This window comes from Cryobacterium sp. MDB2-A-1, from assembly GCF_004402675.1.
Lineage (GTDB): Bacteria > Actinomycetota > Actinomycetes > Actinomycetales > Microbacteriaceae > Cryobacterium > Cryobacterium glucosi.
On the sequence record NZ_SOFK01000022.1, the window covers coordinates 19470 to 38727 of the forward strand.

Genomic DNA, 19258 nt, shown 5'->3' on the forward strand with positions numbered 1-19258 from the left:
ACGTCGTCGACCCGCGTGCCCGCCCCACGATGAAGAACGTTGCAGCGCTCGCCGGGGTCGGCGTGAAGACCGTCTCCCGGGTGATCAACGGTGAACCGAATGTGTCGCCCGCCACCATCGCCCGGGTGCGTGCCGCGGCCGAGAGCCTGGACTTCCACCCGGACCTGCATGCGGGCAACCTGCGCAGGGCCGACGGCCGCAGCAGCACCCTCGGCCTGCTCGTCGGCAGCGTCGGCAACCCGTTCTCCGGCGCGATGCACCGCGCCGTCGAGGACGCGGCCAACGCCCGCGGCGTCGCGGTCTTCGCGTCGAGCCTCGACGACGACCCCGACCGTGAAGAAGTCGCGGTGTCCGCGTTCCTGCGCCGTCGCGTCGACGGCCTCATCCTCACGACCGTGTCGAAGAGCCAGAGCTACCTCCTGCCCGAGTTGCGCCGCGGCACTCCCGTCGTCTTCGTCGACCGCGAGCCGGCCGGCGTCGAAGCAGATGTCGTCGTGAGCGACAACGCGGCGGGTGCGGCGGCCGCGACGCGGCATCTGCTCTCGTACGGGCACAGGCGGATCGCCTTCCTCGGCGACCGGGCCGACATTCAGACGGCGCAGGAACGCCGCCGCGGGTTCCTCGAAGAACTCGGGCGGGCCGGGGTCGCGACCGCGGACATCCCGGTCATCACCGGCCTGCACGACGAGGACGCCGCGAACCGCGCGCTGATCGCGTTGCTCGAGTCGGAGCATCCGCCGACCGCCGTGTTCAGCAGCCAGAACCTCATCACCATCGGCGCGGTGCGCGGCCTGCGCGAGCGGGGCGCACACCACACGGTTGCGCTCGTCGGCTTCGATGACGTGCCTCTTGCCGACCTGCTCGAACCGGGCGTCACGGTCGTCGCGCAGAACCCGCACGAGATCGGCCGGCTCGCTGCCGCACGGATCTTTGCCCGACTCGACGGAGACCGCTCCGCCGGGAGAACCTATGTTGTACCAACCGAGCTGATCACTCGCGGATCAGGGGAGATGAGACCGAAATGACAGAAAACCAGACAGCGCCAGACACCGAGACTGCGGGTGCTGGGGCGACCCGCCCGCGCGTCGTCGTCGTCGGCGACGCGCTCATCGACGAGATGCGCGAACCCGATTCAGTGCAGGAGTTCCCCGGTGGGGCGGCGCTCAACGTCGCCGTCGGCCTCGCCATCCTCGGCGTGCCGACGACCCTGATCGCGATGGTCGGCGACGACGCAGACGGCGCCGTGCTCCGGGACTTCATCGCCAGCTACGACGTGGAGCTGATCGCGACGCCCGGACCCTTCGGGAGCTCCCGGGCGACGTCGGACCGCACCGACGGTGAGCCGAGATACGCCTTCAACGAAGCCGCGCAGAAGCGGCGCATCGAATTCGGTCCCCGGGAGCGCGCCGCCCTCGATGCCGCGCCGCTCGTCGTCGTCAGCTGCTTCCCGTTCGACGACACCGCGCAGACGGATGAGTTCCTCGCCGCGGTCGGCGACGGCGAGCACCGCCTCGTGATCGACCCGAATCCGCGGGCAGGGATGCTGCACGACAAGGCCCGCTTCGTGGAGAACTTCGAGCGCGCCGCAGCGAGCAGCCTGCTGACCAAGGTCGGCGACGAGGACGCGGAGCTCCTCTACGGCAGCAGCCTCGAGGAGTTGCGCGAGCGCCTCGTCGCGAGCGGAACGCACCACGTGCTCGCGACCGCTGGCCGCGCAGGGGCCTCGATCAAGACCGACGACGGCCTGCTCGTGAGCGAGCCGATCGCGTCCTTGCCCGGCGCGGTCGTCGACACCATGGGCGGCGGCGACGCGACCCTGGCGTCGAGCGTGCAGAGTTTCCTCAGTGACGGCGTCCCGACGGATGCCGCAGGCTGGCAACATCTGCTCGCGAGCGCCATGCGCATCGCGGCCGCGACCTGCCGCTCGGAGGGAGCCCTGCTCCGCGTGCCGCCCGCCCTCTGAGCCGCGCCGCCGAGCGGCCGTGAGGTGTCGCAGATCGACGTTCCCGGGGCTCAGGAACCTCGATATGCGACACTTCAGCGCGTGGGTGGCGGGCCTCGTGAGGTGTCGCAGATCGACGTTCCCAAGGCTCAGGAACGTCGATATGCGACACTTCAGGGCGTGCGGGGGTCGTTCAGGCGGGGTCGACGGCCGTGAGGAGCGGGATCTTGGGTTCGCGGCCGTCGCCGGAGGACTTGCCGGTCAGGCGCCGCCCGATCCACGGCAACACGTAGCCGCGGTAGTAAGCCGCGGTGCGCATCCGCTGGGCCGGAGGGGCCGCAGGGGCCCCCGACGCATCCGTCGCCGACCACTCCGCAGGAACCGGTACGCCGAGAGCCGTGAGCACATTGGACGCGATCAGGGTGTGCCCGCTCGCGTTCAGGTGCAGCTTGTCCGCCGACCAGTACCGGGTATCGGTGAGCCGGGCATCCGCCCAGTTCTCGACGAGCGTGACGCCGGGCCGGGTGAAGGCCGCGCGGGCGGCGTCGGCGAGCTGGTCGCCGCGGCGCTGCATGAGCGCACCGAGGGGGAGCTGCTTCGAGGGGTTGCCGCCGCTCAGCACGAGCATGTGCGCGCCGTGCGCAAGCCCGGCCTCGACGACCTCGCTCATCAGCCCGACCACGCGCGAAATCTCCACGCGCGGGCGCATCATGTCGTTGCCGCCGCCGCAGATGGACAGCAGGTCGGGCGCCTGGACGAGCGCGGGTTCGAGCTGTTCGGCGACGATCGGGCCGAGCAACCGGCCGCGCACGGCGAGGTTCGCGTACGAGACCGGGGCAGCGGATGCCGCGGCGAGCCCGAGCGCGACGAGGTCGGCCCAGCCGCGCAACCGCCCGTCGGGGAGTTCGTCGCCGACCCCCTCGGTGAAGCTGTCGCCCATGGCGATGAAGCGCTGGTACATCCGACCCCCTGTTGCTGCGGGCGTGCCCCGCATCCGTCACCAGCGCGATGTTACCCGCCCGCGGCTGGGGTCAGCGCTCGGGGTGGCTGTGCTTCGTTCCGTGGCTGTGCTTCGTGCCGTGGGTCTGTTCTTCGCCCTGGCTCGGGTCGCGGGAGAGCTGCCAGCGTTCCTGAAGCACATCGCGGGCCTGCTGGGCGGCGCGGCGCACCTCCTTGTCGGGGTCGCGCAGGCGCTGCACGATCGTGGGGAGGTTCTCCTCGGTGCCCTGGGCGGCGAGCGCGTGCAGGGCGGCGGCGCGCACGCGCGGCACCTCGTCCGTCGTGAGACGCACGAGCTTCGGGGCGACCTGCAGCTCGCGCAGCTGCACGACGCGGGCGCACATCTCGCGCACCCGCCAGGCCTGGTTGTTCAGCCCGACGACGATGTACGGCGCGGCCGACTCTCCCCAGACGTAGAGCAGCGCACGCGCGCCCCAGAGCTCGGGCCAGTACAGCGCAGGGGCGCCCTCGAGAATGCCGAGCGCGTGGCGGCCGCCGGCGTACAGAAGGAAGTCCTTGCCGGCGTTCTTGGCGCGCAACAAGGCCACGGAACTGTCGACCACCGCGGTCTCGCCGTAGTGCTCGACGGCCGCGTGGATGCGCTCGGCCGTCGGAAGGTCGATGGGAAGGTCGGGGTGTGGCTCTAATTTGTTATGCATAGCACTCCCCACGGTACTGCCCGGGAGGCCACGGGGCCACTACGGCCGCGTCACATCGTGCGTGCGCCCAGCATCCGCTCGAAGCCGGTCGCGTGCTCGTAGACGCCGTAGTTGCCGATCTCGGTGTAGCCGAGGCTGCGGTACATGGCGAGAGCCTCCGGCTGCCGGTAGCCCGTTTCGAGGCGCAGCCGGGTGTAGCCGAGCTCGAGCCCGAGCGATTCGAGGGCGCCGAGAACCGCGGCTGCGTACCCCTGCCTGCGGTAGGCGGGGCTTGTCCACAGGCGTTTCGCCTCGCAGGTGTCGGCATCGAACCGACGGATGCCGCCGCCCGCGACGGTCACGTCGCCCTCGCGCAGCACGATGAACCCGCCATCGGGTGCCGCGAAATCCGCGGCCTTGTCCTCGAGAACGTCATCGCCGCCGCCGTACCGCAGCGTGTATTCGCGATTGAGATCGCTCAACAAAGGGACCACTTCGGCGTCGGTCAGGCGTACGCGTACAAATTCCACGGATCCAGTCTGCCCGGTAAACTCCTCGTGTGTCTGTCAACCCCGAACTGCAGGGCCGGGTCTTCCCGCCCGTCGCCCCTTATCTCGTCGGTCGGGAGAAGGTGCGGGAGTTCTCCCGTGCCGTCTTCGCGCGCAACCCGATCAACCACGACCCGGCGGCCGCCCGAGCGGCCGGCTACGCCGACGTCGTCGCCCCGCCGACCTTCGCGGTCGTCGTCCAGGAGGCCACCCTCGCCCAGCTCCTCGCCGAGCCCGACGGCGGCATCGACTTCAGCCGCGTGGTGCACGGCGAGCAGCGCTTCACCTTCAGCCGCCCGATCGTCGCCGGTGACGAACTGACCGCCACCCTCTCCGTCGCAAGCGTGAAGAGCCTCGGCGGCCACTCGATGGTCACCGCGGAGTCCCGCGTCGTCGACGCGACCGGCGCCCACGTCGTCACCGCGACATCCACCCTCGTCGTCAGGGGAGACGAATGACCCAGGAACCCGCGGCCACGCCCGCACTCGATGAGCTCACCCTCGGCCAGATCGTCGCCACCGGCCTCTTCCCGCTGACGCGCGATTCCCTCGTGCGGTACGCCGGGGCATCCGGTGACTTCAACGCCATTCACTACCGCGACGACGTCGCCGTCTCCGTCGGCCTGCCCGGTGTGCTCGCCCACGGCATGCTCACGATGGGCCTCGCCGTGCAACCCGTCGTCGACTGGGCCGGCGACCCCGCCCGCGTCGTCGACTACCAGGTGCGCTTCACCCGCCCGGTGCTCGTCGATCCCACGCTCGGCGCCGTCGTGTCCGTGGTCGCGAAGGTCGGCCGCATCGAAGCGGATGCCGGCATCGTGCGCATCGACCTCACGGTCACCGCGAACGACCAGACCGTCCTCGGCAAGGCGCAGGCACGCGTCTCGCTCGCCTAGGCCCCCGATGACGGACCCCGCTTTCGGTTCGGTGCCCGCACCAGCGTCGGCGCCCGCGTCCGGGCAGGCCGAAACGGACGCCGGGCACGGCGTGACCGCCGGTATGGTGCCGGCGGATGCTGCGCCGACGACGTTCGCCGACCTCACCACGATCCGCACCGGCGGGCGACCGCTGTTCCTGCTCGCGCCGGAGACGGAGGACGAGCTCATCGAGACCGTTCAGGACGCCTGGGCGTCCGGCGAGGACTGGCTGCTGCTCGGCGGCGGCTCGAACACCGTCGCGGCGGACACCGAATTCGACGGCACCGTCGTACGAGTGCTGACCCGCGGCATCACGGTCGAGCGCTCCGCCGACCGCGTGATCCTGCGGGTCCAGGCCGGTGAACCCTGGGACGATCTCGTCGCCCACACCGTCGCGCAGGGCTGGTCGGGGATCGAAGCCCTCTCCGGCATCCCCGGTTCCACCGGGGCCGCGCCCGTGCAGAATATCGGCGCATACGGCCAGGAACTCGCCAACAGCCTCGTCGCGATCGACTTCCTCGACTACGAGAGCGGCGAACGGCGCCGCATCCCCGCCGCAGAACTCGAGCTCGGCTACCGCACGTCGCTGCTCAAGCACGGACTCCGCGGCCTCGTCGTGGCTGTCGAGCTGGAGCTGTGGGACACCGCGGCCGAGGCATCCGTTCTCGGGGCAGCGCTGAGCCGCCCCCTCGCCTTCCCCCAGCTCGCGGATGCCCTCGGCGTGCATGTCGGCGACCGGGTGCCGCTCGCGGACGTGCGCGCGACCGTGCTGCGGCTGCGTGCCGCGAAGGGGATGCTGCTCAACCCGGGCGACCCGGATGCGGCAAGCGCCGGCTCGTTCTTCACGAACCCGATCGTCTCCCTGAGTTTCTCGCGGACCCTGCCGGAGTCCGCGCCGCGCTGGCCGCTGGACGACCCCGAGCTTCCCGACCGGGTGATCCCGCTCGAGGACTACTACGGGATCGGCCCCGTGCCCGGCGCGGTCGAGGTTGTTCCGCTTGTCAAGCTCAGCGCGGCCTGGCTCATCGAGCATGCCGGAATCTCCCGCGGCTTCCGGTTGCCCGGCTCCCGCGCCGCGGTGTCGAGCAAGCACACCCTCGCCCTGACGAACACCGGCGGCGCGAGCGGCGAGGAGATCGCCCAGCTCGCCCGCTTCGTGCAGCAGCGCGTGCAGGCGGAGTTCGGCGTGATCCTGCAGCCGGAGCCTGTGCTCGTCGGCCTCGGCCTGTAGTTCCTGGTTTCGCTGCCGCGCGCCTGCCGGCATCCGCTCTCACGCGCCAGGTGCACCGCTCCGCGCCAGGCATGCCGGTAGCGTAGCGGCGGAAATGGCGCGCGGGACGGGGCGGGGCGCTCAACCGGCATCCGAGTCCGAACTCGGGGCCGGTCAGGTCGCGCGGCGAGCGGCCGCGGCGATCCCCGCGACGATGAGCACGAGCCCCATCAGGATCACGCCGCCAAGCAGCCACAGCGCGGGGTCGGTCTCGCCGGGCACGATCGTGCGGTAGATGATGAAGCCAGAGAAGGCGAGCATCACCGTTCCCCAGAAGATCGTGCCGAAGAGCGGATGCCTCCGCCGCGCCGGCGCCGTCGGCCACGTCTCCGGGGCGGTCGCGCCCGGAGCCGCGTAAGCGGGCGCAGTCGGCGCAGTCGGCGCGGTCGGCGTCGGAGGTGCGGGCGGCGGCGTCGAGCCGGACGGAGGTGTCGCACTCGCACTCGCAGCGGCACTCGGTGCCAGAGGCATCGCGCTTTCCCGCGGTGCGGTGAATGCGGTGAACTCCGGAATGACCGGCTCGGCCGGGAGTACTTCGGTCTCGGCGTTTCCGGAACGGTCCGTCGTGTCGAACGGGAGCACTTCCGTATCGGCCTCCGAGATCGGGAAGGGGATGGTCGCGTTGAGGGGGAGCACCGCGGTCTCGCGTGCGGCGGAATCGGATGATGCGGTGGTCTTGGGGGAGCCGGCGGACTCGGGCGATTCGCCGGTCGCGGGCGGCTCTGCGGAACCGCCGGGACGGCCCGAACCGGTGGACGGGGTGACGGGATCGGTCATGGCGGACTCCTAGCGTGCGGTGCCGACGCGGGCGCCGGACTGGGTGAGGTCGACCTGGCCGGCGAACGACCAGACCCGAACGTGGGTGACGGCCCGGGCATCCGTGGCGTTGACGGTGCGCACGTCGCGGATGAAGACGCCGGCGCGCTCGGGGTCGCCCGATTCGCCGCCGGTCGTCACGACGCCGGCGAGGAGGTTGACCTCGACCTCGACGGGCCGGTCGCTCGGCAGCACGAGCGTCGTCACACCGAATCCGAGCCAGACGTCGACCGTTCGGACGTCCTTAGCTGGGGCGTTGTCGAGGGCGCTGAGATCGACGGTCGGAGTGCCGGCGAACATCGCGTAGCCGGGGGGAGCCCCGGCCGAGGACGAGGGCACGGCCCAGTTGTGGGTGCCGGCGAAGGCGAACTGGGTGCCCTGCGGCATCCAGCCGAGGGCGACGAGGGTGAGCGCGGCGAGGAACGCGAGCCCGCCGAGGGCCCCGCTCTCCCGGCCGCGGATGCCGGACACGATCATCCCGATCGCCGCGACGCCGAGGGCGACGGCGAGGCCGAGCACGAACGCGGAGTTCGACCAGACCCCGTGCGTGTAGACGAACGCTGCGATCGCCCCGGCGAGCAGTGCGAACCCGAGGGTGATCGCCGAGAGGGCGGCGCTCGGCCGGCGGCCGCGCCGCCAGGCGGCGTGTTCGGCCTGGCGCTGGCGCTGGCGCTCCTGCCAGGCGAGGTTCTGCTCGCGCCAGGCGCGGTTCTGTTCGGAGCGCACCCGGTTCTGCTCCTGCCAGGACTGGTTCGCCGCCGTCGCGCTCGCCGCGGTCGCCGGGTACGCGGCGGTTGCCGGCGTGCTCGGTGCGCCCGGGTAAGCGGATGCCGCAGGGTGGGTCTCCGGCGTCGCCGACGGGATCCCGTTCCGGTTCCGGTAGTCGGCCTGGTACGGATTCTCGGTCGCGGAAGGCGTCGCGGTCCACGACGATTGGGGAGCGAAGCCGGCGGACGCGGCCGGGCCGGCGGTGCCGGCAGAGGCCGCGGCGCCGGGCGCGGGTGGAGCCGGCGGAGCCGGAGGAACGGGGGGCGCGCCGGGCGCGGGCGGGGTCGAACCGGCATCCGCCGCTGAGCCGTAGCCCGAGGTGGGGCGCGGGCGGTCGCCCGGACCGGAACCGTAGCCGCCACCGTTTCCGCCGCCGGAAGACCCGCCGCTGCCAGGACCGCGGCGCACGAGGTAGAGCACGAGCCAGACGATGCCGGCAACGACCGCGAGGCCCCACGCTGCGCTCAGCGACGTGCTCAGCCAGCCGGGCATGCCCCAGGCCGCGGGAGGGCCGTCCCACCAGAATCCGCGGGTGAACGGCACGACGGTCAGGAGGAGGACGGCGCCGATCCCGATCATGGCGGGCTCGAAGCGGCCGCGGAGGGCTTCCTCGGCGTGGATGCGGCCGAGTGCGTTGGGGAGCAGCGCCCAGCCCACCGCATAGACGAAGAGCACGGGCGCCCCGAGCACGGCGAGCACGAACGCGATGCCGCGCACGATGATCGGGTCGAGTCCGGTGCGGCCGGCGATGGCGCCGCAGACCCCGGCGAACCAGCGGTCTGCGCCGCGGACCATGCCGCTGCGGCGGATCCAGTCGAAGAAACGGGTGAGCTGGTCTGGACCCGACGGGACCGGGCCGGCCGGGTATGTCGGATTACGCGGTTGATCGGTCATAACTTCACTCAACCACCCGCGATGGCGCGCTGCTATGGGGGAGAACCCTGAACGGACCCTGAGATCTGGCCGTACCGGATCGGGGCGGCCTTCGGGGTGCTTGGATGAAGACATGAGAACCGAGCGGATGTCCCGGCCGCGCCAGCGGATCATCGCCGGCGTCTGCGCGGGGTTCGCTGAGCACACCGGATTGTCCGTGACGGTGGTGCGCACCGCGACGCTGCTGCTCATCCTGGCCGGCGGGGCCGGCGCGCTGCTCTACGCCTGGCTCTGGGTGACGACGCCGACCGCGACGGCGAACCCCGTCCGGTTCGGGGCCGCCGAGCTCCCCAAGGCGAGCCTCGCGCGGCCGGCGCCCGGGTACGCCGGTTCCCCCGGCTCCCGCCACGGCCTCGGCGGTCCCGCGGATGCCGCGGCCGAGCGAGCCGCCGCCGCCGCGTCCTCGGCCCGGTCGGCTCCGATCACGGAGATCCTGCTCGGGCTCGCGCTCCTCGCCGCCGGTCTCACTCTCGTCGCGAGCCGGCTCGGCGCCGACATCCCGCTCGCCGTGGTCATCCCCGCGATCGTCGTGCTGTCGGGGACCGCGCTCGCCTGGCGGCAGTTCGCGGACATCCGCGGCGGTTCGGAGCAGCACTCGTCCGCCCTGCTCGTGCGCGCGCTCGGCGCCCTCGTGCTCGTCGCCGTCGGCATCCTGCTGTTCTTCGTGACGAGTGACAGCCCCGACGGGTGGACGGTCGTGATCGCATCCGCTTCGGTGCTGCTCGGCGTCGTCGTCGTGATCGCGCCGTGGCTCGTGCGGCTCTCGCGCGACCTCGCCGACGAGCGCGCGGGACGGGCGCGGGAGGCCGAGCGCGCCGAAATCGCCGCGCACCTGCACGACTCGGTGCTGCAGACGCTCGCACTGATCCAGCAGAAGGCCGGGCCGCAGAGCGACGCGGCCCGGCTCGCCCGCGCCCAGGAGCGGGAGCTGCGCGAGTGGCTCTTCACCGGGACCGGGACCGGCTTCGGCACTGCCGCGGGCACGGCCGCGAGTACTGCCGCAGGAACGGATACCGGTGCGGGCGGGGCCGGCGGCATCCCCGACGTCGATCTCCCGACGGCCCTCCGCCGGATAGGGGCGGAGCTCGAGGCCGACTTCCCGGTGCAGTTCGACATCGTGAGTGCGGGCTCGAGCCTCGGCCCAGCCCCCGAGGGGTTGCTCGCCGCGGGGCGCGAGGCCATGCTCAACGCGGCGAGGCACTCCGGCGGGCCGGTGTCCGTCTACCTCGAGACGGGCGCGAACGCGGTGAGCCTCAGCGTGACCGACCGCGGCCCGGGCTTCCGGCTCGACGACGTGCCGGACGACCGGCACGGCGTCCGCGAGTCCGTCATCGGGCGGATGCGCCGCCTCGGCGGCACCGCGCTCGTGCGCCCCGGCCCCGGCGGCGCGGGCACGGAGATCCTGCTCACCCTGCCCACGGCGCCCGCTCCCGCAGACCCTGCCCTCCCGCACCCAACCAATTCGACGGACTTTGTGATGACAACGCACCTGAGCGGCCCGGAAACGATCGAAGACCCGAAAAACTCCGTCGAAGCGGTTCACCCCGACCGGACCCTGCCCGCGGCAGCGGATGCCGACGGGAGCCGCCCATGAGCGAGCCGCACGGCACCCCAGGCCCCGGCACCGATCCCGGAAGCGCGCCCACCCCGCCCACCCCGCCCACCCTGCCCACCCTGCCCGCCTCGACCGCCGGTCTCCCCGTCGTGATCGTCGACGACCACTCGATCTTCCGCTCGGGCCTGCGCGCCGAACTGGACGCGGACATCCGCGTGCTCGGTGAGGCCGCGACGGTCGACGAGGCGATCGCGCTCGTGGTCGCACTGCAGCCGCGGGTGGTGCTGCTCGACGTGCACCTGCCCGGCGGGCGCGGTGGCGGCGGCAGCGAGGTCATCCACGACGCCGCGCACCGGGCGCCGCACACCCTGTTCCTCGCGCTGAGCGTCTCCGACGCCGCCGACGACGTGGTCCGGGTGATCCGGGCGGGGGCCCGCGGCTACATCACCAAGAGCTCATCGGGGGCCGAGGTCTCCGAGGCCGCCCGCCGGGTTGCCGACGGCGACGCCGTGTTCTCGCCCCGGCTCGCGGGGTTCGTGCTCGACGCGTTCGGCGCGGTCGCCGGCGAGACCGCAGAGACGACGGAAGAACTCGACCGCCTCTCCGCGCGGGAGCAGGAGGTCATGCGGCTGATCGCCCGCGGCTACACCTACAAGGAGGTAGCCGGGAGCCTGTTCATCTCGCCGAAGACCGTCGAGACGCACGTCTCAGCGGTGCTCCGCAAACTGCAGCTCTCCTCCCGTTACGAACTCACCGCCTGGGCGCTCGAGCGCAAGCTGCTCTAGCCCCACTGCCGAGCCAAGCAGGCGGCGGATGCCGGGCTACAGCAGCCCGAGTTCCATCGCCCGGGTCACGGCGCGGGTCCGGTCGCTCACCGCGAGCTTCTCGAAGGCGTGCAGCAGGTGCGTCTTGACGGTCGCCTCGCTGATGAACAGGGACCGGCCGATCTGCGGGTTGCTCTCGCCGGCCGACACAAGCCGGAGCACGTCGAGTTCGCGGGCAGACAGGCGCGGAGCCGGCGCGGCATCCGTGCGCACCCGGTGTACGAGCATCGCCGCGATCGACGGTGCGAGCGCGGTCTGGCCGCGCGCGACCGAGCGCACGCCCTCGATGATCTCCGCCTGGGGCGCGGCCTTGAGCAGGTACCCGCTCGCTCCGGCCGCGATGGCCGCGAGGATCTGGTCGTCGCTCTCGTACGTCGTGAGGACCAGCACCCGGGTCCGCTCGTTCGCCGCGACGATGAGCGCGGTCGCCGCGACGCCGTCGAGCAGCGGCATCCGCAGGTCCATCAGCACGAGGTCGGGGTTGAGCGCGGCCGCGAGCGCGACGGCCTCCTCGCCGTTCCCTGCCTGCCCGACGACCTCGATGTCGCCGGCGCCGCCGAGCAGGAGCGCGATACCGCCGCGCACGATCGGGTGGTCGTCGGCCACGATGACGCGGATCATCGCTCGTGCCTCGCCGATTCGACGGAGATCGTGGGGTGCCCGGCTTCCGCCGCCGGCACGGTCACCCGCAGTACGGTGCCGCCGCGCTCACCGGCGCCGACCGTGAGCCGGCCACCGACGAGGGCGAGCCGGTCGCGCATCCCCGAGAGGCCGAACCCGTTCTCCTGGGCGGGAGCATAGGCGCCGAGACCGCGACCGTCGTCGGTCACGGTGAGGACGGCATCCGTGCCGACGTGTTCGAGACGAACGGATGCCGCCCCCGCGCGGGAGTGCTTGCGCACGTTCGCGAGGCCTTCCTGGGCGCAGCGGAGCAGCACGACCTCGTTTTCCCGGTCGAGCCCGTCGAGCCCGGTGTCGGCGAGGATCACCCGCACCTGGATGCCGGTCTCGCGTTCGAAGCGCCCGGCGAGGCGGCGCAGGGTCTCGGCCAGGGTCGAATCTCCGACCCGCACGGGCGACATCGCCGCGACGAGGCTGCGCGCCTCGGTCAGGGCCTGCCGGGCGGTGTCTTCGATGAGCTCGACGGTGGGCCTCGCCCCGCTGTCCGGCCCGAGCTCGCTCCCCGCGCGCTGCGCGAGCATCACGAGGCTCGTCAGGCTCTGGGCGATGGTGTCGTGGATCTCCCTGGCGAGGCGTTCCCGTTCGGCCGCGCTCCCGGCGTCCCTGTGCAGGGCGGCGAGTTCGTCCTGGGCGAGGCTGAGTTCCTCGTAGAGACGCCGTTGGGTGCTGCCGTCGCGGGCGATGCGGGTGATCCAGGCGCCCATCGCGATCGCGAACACGAAGGAGATCCCTTCGGTGGCATACGCCTGCCCGAGGGCCGCGGGAGTGCCGCCGATGCCCAGCCAGAGACCCGCCCCCGCCGATGCCGCGAGGAGCGCACTCAGGGCGACGGAGACGAGGAAGGAATCGGTGAGCGTCCAGAGCAGCGGGAAGGCGATCGCCTGGAGCGTCGCCAGACTCGGATTGAACGCCGCTGCGACGCCCACGCCGACGATCAGCACTCCGCGGAAGACGGTCGCGGCCAGTGCGACCGAACCGGTCCGTCCGGTCGGGCAGGCGATCGCGCGCCGTCCGAAACCGACATAGCCGATGCCGATCGCGACGAGCGTCGCGAGCGCGCCGATCCGCGACAGCTCGTGCCCGTACCGGTACTGGTCGGCGGCCGCGAGCACCCCCATCAGCAGCAGTGACCCGCCGACGGCGACGTCCCACCAGCGCAGGGTCGTCATGGCCGGAATCCTCATGCGCCCAGCCTCCCACGCTCGCCGTGACCGGGGAACATCGGTTCAGCTGTCCTTGCGGATCCAGCGGAACGTCACCCTGCTGAGCACGAGCCCGACCACGAGCCAGATGCCGAGGTTGAGCGCGACGAGGGGGAGGTCCCAGACCCCGTTCTGCTCGAGGCTCGCGAAGCTGTCCGGCAGGAACACCGAGCGCATCCCCTGCGCCATCCACTTGAGCGGGAACAGGCTCGCGACGTTCTGCATCCAGTCGGGCAGCACGTAGAACTGCAGGTAGACGCCCGAGATGAACTGCAGGATCAGCACGATCGGGATCACGACGGCGGTCGCGCTCTTGCCGGAGCGCGGCAGCGCCGAGAGCGCGATGCCGAGGAACGCGCAGGCGATCACACCGAACAGGAAGACCCAGGCGAAGGTCAACCACTTGGCCGGGTCGGTCGGCAGGGCGATGTCGAGCACGAACCGCGCGACGAGGATCAGCAGGGCCGCCTGAATCGTGCCGGTGACGAGCACCTGCCCGATCTTCCCGATGAAGTAGCTCAGCGGGGACAGCGGGGTGCCGCCGAGCCGTTTGAGAGTGCCGTCGCTCTTCTCGCCGGCGATGTCGACCGCGAGGTTCTGCACCCCGGAGAGCAGCATCCCCGCCGCGAGCATGCCCGGAAGGTAATACGCGCCGACACTGACGCCGCCGCTGCCATCGGGCGCGCTGCCGATGTTGCCGGCCGAGCCGAAGGCGGCCGTGAAGATCGCGAGCATGATGAACGGGAACAGGAACGTGAAGAACACGCTGTCCGGGGTGCGGAAGTACATACGCGCTTCGTAATACACCCGGGCGAGGCCGAGCCTCAGCACACCGTGGCGGGCCGAGCGGATGCTGCCGGTCCCGGCAGTCGTGTCGATCGCGGTCATGCGAGCACCTCCGTGCTGTCGTCAGAAGCAAAAGCAGAAGCTGAACCAGCGGACGCCGCCGCAGTGGTTTCCGCGCGGTTCTCGCGCACGAGACCGAGGTAGACGTCCTCGAGGCTCGGGCGGATCACCTCGAGTTCGGCCGGTTCCGCGCCGCCCGCCGCGCCGCCCGCCGCGACGATTTCGGCGACGACCCGGCCAGGCTGGTCCGTGCGGATCTCGTGGGCCTGCCCTGCGGCGTCCCGCCAGCGGACCAGCGGCACCCGGGCCTCTGCCCCGCCGATCTCGTTGATCGCGCCGATGTCGATCAGGCGGCCCCCGGTGATCACCCCGGCGCGGTCGCCGAGCTGGGCGGCCTCGTCGAGGTAGTGGGTCGTGAGCAGGATCGTGGTGCCCTCCGCCTTCAGGCTGCGCACGAGGTCCCAGAACTGGTGACGTGCCTCGGGGTCGAACCCCGTGGTCGGTTCGTCGAGGAAGAGCAGTTCGGGCCGGCCGATGATGCCGAGCGCGACATCCACCCGCCGGCGCTGCCCGCCGGACAGTCGGCTGATGCGGGTCTTCGCCTTGTCCTCGAGGCCGACGGCCGTGATCACCTCCGCCACCCGCCGGGGTTTCGGGTAGAGGCTCGCGAAGTGCGCGAGCTGCTCGGCGACCGTGACGTTGCCGCTCTCGCCGGTCGACTGCAGCACGATGCCGAGCCTGGCCTTCCAGTCGAGGCCGCCGTGCTGCGGGTCGGTGCCGAGCACGCTCACCTCACCGCTCGTGCGATCGCGGTAGCCCTCGAGGATCTCGATGACCGTGCTCTTGCCTGCGCCGTTCGGGCCGAGGAGCGCGAAGGTCTCCCCTGGCCGGATGTCGAAGCTGATGCCTGCGACGGCCTCGAACGCGCCGTAGGACTTGTGCAGGTCGCGCACGCGCACGACGGGGTCTGAGCTGCTCGCGGGAGTTGTGGTCTTCATACCGAAAGAATCCCACCAGAGGCCCGGGAACGTAAGCGTCCGCCCGGCCGACCCTGGCATCCACCGGTCGGTGGATGCGGGGCCGGCTGCGACGTCAGGCGAAGAGGCGCTGCAGGCGGCGGATGCCCTCAAGCAGTTGGTCGTCGCCGAGCGCGTATGAGAAGCGCAGGTACCCGCTCGGGCCGAACGCTTCGCCGGGAACAGCGGCGACCTCGGCCTGGTCGAGGATCAGGTCGGCGAGCTCGAGGGAGGTCGTCGGCGTGACGCCGCCCCAGGTGCGGCCGAGCAGCCCGGTTACGTTCGGGTAGACGTAGAACGCGCCCTGCGGCGTCGGCGTGACCATGCCGGGAATCTTGTTCATCTCGGAGACGATGAGCCTGCGGCGCCGGTCGAAGGCCTCCCGCATCGCGATCGCGTCGTCCTGCGGGCCGGTGAGCGCGGCGATCGCGGCGCGCTGCGACACGTTGGACACGTTCGAGGTGAGGTGCGACTGCAGGTTCGCCGCCGCCTTGATGGCATCGAGCGGGCCGACCATCCAGCCGAGGCGCCAGCCGGTCATCGCGTACGTCTTCGCGACGCCGTTGACGAGGATGGTGCGGTCGGCGAGGGCCGGAACGGCTTCGACGATCGAGACCGCGCGCACGCCGTCATAGGTGAGGTTCTGGTAGATCTCGTCGGTGATGACCCAGAGGCCGTGCTCCTCCGCCCACTCGCCGATCGCCTTGGTCTGCTCCGGAGAGTAGACCGCGCCGGTCGGGTTGGAGGGCGAAACGAAGAGCAGCACCTTGGTGCGCTCGGTGCGGGCGGCCTCGAGCTGCTCGACCGTGACGAGGTAGCCCTGGTCGCTTCCGGCGAAGACGTCGACCTGGACGCCGCCGGCGAGCCGGATCGACTCCGGATACGTGGTCCAGTACGGGGTCGGCACGATGACCTCGTCACCCGGGTCGAGCAGGGTTGCGAAGGCCTGGTAGACGGCCTGCTTGCCGCCGTTGGTGATGACCACCTGGGCGGGGGAGACCGCGAGGCCGGAGTCGCGGAGCGTCTTCGCCGCGACGGCCTCGCGCAGGTCGGGAAGACCCGCGGCCGGCGTGTACTTGTGGTTCTTCGGGTCGCGCACGGCGAGAAGCGCCGCCTCGACGATGTGCGCGGGCGTCGGGAAGTCCGGCTCACCCGCCGCAAAGCTGATCACCGGTCGACCGGCCGCCTGCAGGGCCTTGGCCTTGCTGTCGACCTTGAGGGTCGCCGATTCCGCGATGGAGCCGATCCGGGTAGAGATTCGCTTGAGTTCGTGAGCCACAGAACGAGCATACGGTGGCCGCACCCGCGCGGCCAGCATCCGCCCCGGCGGCCCCAGCTTTACAGTCGTGCCGGTGTGACCTAGACTTGATCGAGGTAGTTGAAATCTGCCATGCTTTTTTGCGCCTTTTTCTCGAGTATTTTTCGGGGGGTGGTGTGAGTTCGCATGGCGATCCGGCTGCATAGGGTGGTGGCTCAATTGGTAGAGCAGCGGTCTCCAAAACCGCAGGTTGCAGGTTCGAGTCCTGTCCGCCCTGCAAGTCGGTGGCATTTCCGTCGGCCCATGAAAGGTGTAACAGGTGGCCCGAAAAGTTGTCGACGAACCCAGTGAGGAAATCGTCGCAGACGCACGACTCGCTCGCGACGGCAAACGCGGTCCGTTCGCACGGATGTCCCTGTTCCTGAAGCAGGTGATGGCGGAGCTTCGCAAGGTTGTCACGCCGACCCGCAAGGAACTGCTGAGTTACACGGCTGTCGTGCTGGTCTTCGTAGCGATCATGATGGCGCTGGTTTCCGCCCTCGACTGGGTGTTCGCACTCGTCGTCACGTACGTCTTCGGAACACCAAGCGGCTGACCGGCCGCCGCCAAGGCGGCTGACCGCACGGCCAGGATTCACGGCAACGCTGCGCGGGACACGTCTTCGTGCCCGCGCACTACATAAGGATTGAGATTTAGTGACTGAGACGAATCACGACGACGCCGACTGGGCCACCGCCGCCGAGCAGGCGTCTGACGACGACGAAGCACAGGAAGGCAACGTCCACGAAGCGGAGGAAGAGTCCGTGGAGGCCGCCGAACAGGTAGCCGTCCACGTCTTCGACCCCAGCGTCGGCGTTGAAGACAACCTCGACGCCGCCCTCGACGCCCTCGCCGGCGCGGTCGACCCCGCAGCCGACTCGGAGGTCGACGACGCCCTGGACATCGACTCCGTCGACGAGGCCGAGGCTGCCGCCGAAGCCGTCGACGACGAGGAAGATGTCGACGGCGGCGCGGACACGGCCGATGCAGAAGCCGATGCGGCCGACGCTGCTGACGCATCCGCTGAGCCCGTCGACGAAGACCCATACGCCGAGTTCCGCAAGGAACTCCGCTTCCAGCCCGGCAAGTGGTTCGTCATCCACTCCTACGCCGGCTTCGAGCGTCGCGTGAAGTCGAACATCGAGAACCGCAAGCAGTCGATGGCCATGGAAGATTTCATCTACCAGGTCGAGGTTCCGATGGAAGACGTCGTCGAGATCAAGAACGGCCAGCGCAAGATGGTCACCCGCGTGCGCATCCCCGGATACGTGCTCGTCCGCATGGACCTCAACGAGGACAGCTGGTCCGTCGTCCGGCACACGCCGGGTGTCACCGGCTTCGTCGGCAACGCGCACAACCCGACGCCGCTGCGCTTCGAGGAGGCCTTCGGCATGCTGAAGAGCCTCGTCGAGATCCAGGACGTGCCGTCCGCCAAGGGCGCGGGCACGCACGGCAAGATCGCGACCCGCGCACTGCCCGCCGAGATCGACTACGAAATCGGCGAGACCATCACGATCAAGGAAGGCTCGTTCGCGGGCCTGCCCGGCACGATCAGTGAGATCAAGGCGGAGAGCGGCAAGCTCATCGTCCTCGTCTCCCTGTTCGAGCGTGAGACCCCGGTCGAGCTCAGCTTCGACCAGGTCACCAAGCTTTAGTAAGTTTCCCCACCACCGGGGCCCGTCCGGGCCACCGGGAGAGTTGCCTCGCGGCAGCTCGTCATCATAAAAGAAGGAAGAATCATGGCACCGAAGAAGAAGGTTACTGGTCTGATCAAGCTTCAGATCAAGGCCGGCGCCGCAAACCCCGCACCGCCCATCGGGCCGGCACTGGGCCAGCACGGCGTGAACATCATGGAATTCTGCAAGGCATACAACGCCCAGACCGAATCCCAGCGCGGCAACGTCATCCCGGTTGAGATCACCGTGTACGACGACCGTTCCTTCACGTTCATCCTGAAGACCCCGCCCGCAGCGGAGCTCATCAAGAAGGCCGCCGGCGTCACCAAGGGCAGCGGAACCCCGCACACCGTCAAGGTGGCCAAGCTCACCCAGGCGCAGGTCCGCGAGATCGCCGAAGCGAAGATGGTTGACCTCAACGCCAACGACATCGACGCCGCCGCGAAGATCATCGCCGGCACCGCACGCTCCATGGGCGTTACGGTCGAGGCCTAACCTCAACCAGGCATCCGCCACCAGCAGTACGTGGAAGAGCCGGCCAGGCTCGCACCACACTCTCAAATCTTTATATTCAGGAGATTCACATGGCACAGAAGTCAAAGGCCTACCGGGCCGCGGCCGAGAAGATCGAGGCCGACAAGTTCTACACCCCCACCGAGGCCGTCACGCTCGCGCGTGAGACCGGCTCCGCGAACTTCAACTCGACCATCGAGGTCGCATTGAAGCTCGGCGTCGACCCGCGCAAGGCTGACCAGATGGTCCGCGGAACCGTTATTCTTCCTCACGGTACCGGCCGCGTGTCGCGCGTCATCGTCTTCGCAACCGGCCCCGCGGCCGAGGCAGCCATCGCTGCCGGCGCCGACGAGGTCGGTGGCGACGAGCTCATCGAGAAGGTCGCCGCCGGTTACACCGCCTTCGACTCCGCGGTTTCGACCCCGGAGCTCATGGGCAAGGTCGGTCGTCTCGGTAAGGTCCTCGGCCCGCGTGGCCTCATGCCGAACCCGAAGACCGGAACGGTCACGACCGACGTCGCCCGCGCCGTCAACGACATCAAGGGCGGCAAGATCGCGTTCCGCGTCGACAAGCACGCCAACGTGCAGTTCGTCGTCGGCAAGGCATCCTTCACCGCCGAGCAGCTGAACGAGAACATCACGGCAGCACTCGAGGAGATCGTCCGCCTCAAGCCGAGCTCGTCCAAGGGCCGCTACGTCATGAAGGGCGCCGTCTCGACGACCTTCGGTCCCGGCATCCCGCTCGACGTCAACGCCATCTAAGCACCGGCACCAGCACCACAACGAAGGGCCCGTCGCAAGACGGGCCCTTCGTCGTAC

At 70.4% G+C, this 19258-nt stretch carries 21 protein-coding genes and 1 tRNA gene; 12 read left to right on the plus strand and 10 right to left on the minus strand.

Annotated features, from left to right (window positions below):
- Positions 1-29 precede the first annotated feature (29 nt).
- Positions 30-1025: a LacI family DNA-binding transcriptional regulator gene (locus tag E3O39_RS05045; protein WP_134446887.1), complete on the plus strand. Its 996-nt coding sequence runs from the start codon at positions 30-32 to the stop codon at positions 1023-1025.
- Positions 1022-1963, plus strand: a complete 942-nt coding sequence (locus E3O39_RS05050) for a carbohydrate kinase family protein (protein ID WP_134446660.1) — start codon at positions 1022-1024, stop codon at positions 1961-1963. The genes E3O39_RS05045 and E3O39_RS05050 overlap by 4 nt, the downstream gene beginning before the upstream one ends.
- A gap of 172 nt (positions 1964-2135) precedes the next feature.
- On the opposite strand, the gene E3O39_RS05055 is transcribed toward E3O39_RS05050, so the two are convergent.
- The 3 genes from E3O39_RS05055 to E3O39_RS05065 form a co-directional block, all read right to left on the minus strand.
- Positions 2136-2903: an SGNH/GDSL hydrolase family protein gene (locus tag E3O39_RS05055; RefSeq protein ID WP_134446889.1), complete on the minus strand. Its 768-nt coding sequence runs from the start codon at positions 2901-2903 to the stop codon at positions 2136-2138.
- Between the two features lie 70 nt (positions 2904-2973).
- Positions 2974-3600, minus strand: a complete 627-nt coding sequence (locus E3O39_RS05060) for a HEAT repeat domain-containing protein (RefSeq protein WP_134446661.1) — start codon at positions 3598-3600, stop codon at positions 2974-2976.
- A 50-nt stretch (positions 3601-3650) separates the two neighbouring features.
- The gene (locus E3O39_RS05065) at positions 3651-4109 is read right to left on the minus strand and encodes a GNAT family N-acetyltransferase (protein WP_134446662.1); all 459 of its coding nucleotides are present in this window, start codon (positions 4107-4109) and stop codon (positions 3651-3653) included.
- 29 nt (positions 4110-4138) lie between these two features.
- On the opposite strand from E3O39_RS05065, the gene E3O39_RS05070 reads away from it, so the two are divergent.
- The 3 genes from E3O39_RS05070 (at position 4139) to E3O39_RS05080 (ending at position 6274) form a co-directional block, all read left to right on the plus strand.
- Positions 4139-4585 carry a MaoC family dehydratase N-terminal domain-containing protein gene (locus tag E3O39_RS05070; RefSeq protein ID WP_134446663.1) on the plus strand — a complete coding sequence of 149 codons (447 nt, stop codon included), beginning with the start codon at positions 4139-4141 and terminating at the stop codon, positions 4583-4585.
- A complete protein-coding gene (locus tag E3O39_RS05075) occupies positions 4582-5022 on the plus strand; it encodes a MaoC family dehydratase (RefSeq protein WP_134446664.1) in 441 nt (146 codons plus the stop codon). Before E3O39_RS05070 ends, E3O39_RS05075 begins: the two co-directional genes overlap by 4 nt.
- 103 nt (positions 5023-5125) lie before the next feature.
- Positions 5126-6274, plus strand: a complete 1149-nt coding sequence (locus E3O39_RS05080; RefSeq protein WP_134446891.1) for a UDP-N-acetylmuramate dehydrogenase — start codon at positions 5126-5128, stop codon at positions 6272-6274.
- 153 nt (positions 6275-6427) lie between these two features.
- Here E3O39_RS05080 and E3O39_RS05085 read toward each other — a convergent pair whose 3' ends face one another.
- Both E3O39_RS05085 and E3O39_RS18920 read right to left on the minus strand, forming a co-directional pair.
- Positions 6428-7090 (minus strand): hypothetical protein, encoded by a 663-nt coding sequence (locus E3O39_RS05085; RefSeq protein WP_134446666.1) that lies wholly within the window; start codon positions 7088-7090, stop codon positions 6428-6430.
- 9 nt (positions 7091-7099) lie between these two features.
- A complete protein-coding gene (locus tag E3O39_RS18920) occupies positions 7100-8791 on the minus strand; it encodes a PspC domain-containing protein (RefSeq protein ID WP_166787282.1) in 1692 nt (563 codons plus the stop codon).
- 112 nt (positions 8792-8903) lie between these two features.
- Here E3O39_RS18920 and E3O39_RS05100 point away from each other — a divergent pair, with 112 nt between their 5' ends.
- Together E3O39_RS05100 and E3O39_RS05105 are read left to right on the plus strand one after the other, a co-directional pair.
- Positions 8904-10424 (plus strand): PspC domain-containing protein, encoded by a 1521-nt coding sequence (locus E3O39_RS05100; RefSeq protein WP_134446670.1) that lies wholly within the window; start codon positions 8904-8906, stop codon positions 10422-10424.
- Positions 10421-11170 (plus strand): response regulator transcription factor, encoded by a 750-nt coding sequence (locus tag E3O39_RS05105; RefSeq protein WP_134446672.1) that lies wholly within the window; start codon positions 10421-10423, stop codon positions 11168-11170. The genes E3O39_RS05100 and E3O39_RS05105 overlap by 4 nt, the downstream gene beginning before the upstream one ends.
- A gap of 36 nt (positions 11171-11206) precedes the next feature.
- Here E3O39_RS05105 and E3O39_RS05110 read toward each other — a convergent pair whose 3' ends face one another.
- The 5 genes from E3O39_RS05110 to E3O39_RS05130 form a co-directional block, all read right to left on the minus strand.
- A complete protein-coding gene (locus tag E3O39_RS05110; RefSeq protein ID WP_134446674.1) occupies positions 11207-11830 on the minus strand; it encodes a response regulator transcription factor in 624 nt (207 codons plus the stop codon).
- On the minus strand, positions 11827-13074 hold the full coding sequence (locus E3O39_RS05115) for a sensor histidine kinase (RefSeq protein WP_134446675.1): 1248 nt from the start codon (positions 13072-13074) through the stop codon (positions 11827-11829). Before E3O39_RS05115 ends, E3O39_RS05110 begins: the two co-directional genes overlap by 4 nt.
- A gap of 42 nt (positions 13075-13116) precedes the next feature.
- The gene (locus E3O39_RS05120) at positions 13117-13980 is read right to left on the minus strand and encodes an ABC transporter permease (RefSeq protein WP_134446677.1); all 864 of its coding nucleotides are present in this window, start codon (positions 13978-13980) and stop codon (positions 13117-13119) included.
- Positions 13977-14936: an ABC transporter ATP-binding protein gene (locus E3O39_RS05125; protein WP_134446679.1), complete on the minus strand. Its 960-nt coding sequence runs from the start codon at positions 14934-14936 to the stop codon at positions 13977-13979. Before E3O39_RS05125 ends, E3O39_RS05120 begins: the two co-directional genes overlap by 4 nt.
- A gap of 94 nt (positions 14937-15030) precedes the next feature.
- Positions 15031-16233, minus strand: coding sequence for a pyridoxal phosphate-dependent aminotransferase (locus tag E3O39_RS05130; RefSeq protein ID WP_166787283.1), 1203 nt, complete (start codon positions 16231-16233; stop codon positions 15031-15033).
- Between the two features lie 183 nt (positions 16234-16416).
- Between E3O39_RS05130 and E3O39_RS05135 the strand changes: the two genes are divergently transcribed.
- The 5 genes from E3O39_RS05135 to rplA all read left to right on the plus strand — a co-directional run bounded on the left by E3O39_RS05135 (position 16417) and on the right by rplA (position 19201).
- Positions 16417-16489, plus strand: a tRNA-Trp gene (locus tag E3O39_RS05135).
- Between the two features lie 42 nt (positions 16490-16531).
- The gene (secE, locus tag E3O39_RS05140) at positions 16532-16807 is read left to right on the plus strand and encodes a preprotein translocase subunit SecE (RefSeq protein WP_134446683.1); all 276 of its coding nucleotides are present in this window, start codon (positions 16532-16534) and stop codon (positions 16805-16807) included.
- Between the two features lie 100 nt (positions 16808-16907).
- Positions 16908-17906 carry a transcription termination/antitermination protein NusG gene (gene nusG, locus E3O39_RS05145; RefSeq protein WP_134446685.1) on the plus strand — a complete coding sequence of 333 codons (999 nt, stop codon included), beginning with the start codon at positions 16908-16910 and terminating at the stop codon, positions 17904-17906.
- Positions 17907-17990: 84 nt separating this feature from the next.
- Complete coding sequence (gene rplK, locus E3O39_RS05150) at positions 17991-18422, plus strand: 50S ribosomal protein L11 (protein ID WP_134446687.1); 432 nt, start codon at positions 17991-17993, stop codon at positions 18420-18422.
- An 89-nt stretch (positions 18423-18511) separates the two neighbouring features.
- Positions 18512-19201, plus strand: a complete 690-nt coding sequence (rplA, locus tag E3O39_RS05155; RefSeq protein ID WP_134446689.1) for a 50S ribosomal protein L1 — start codon at positions 18512-18514, stop codon at positions 19199-19201.
- Positions 19202-19258 lie beyond the last annotated feature (57 nt).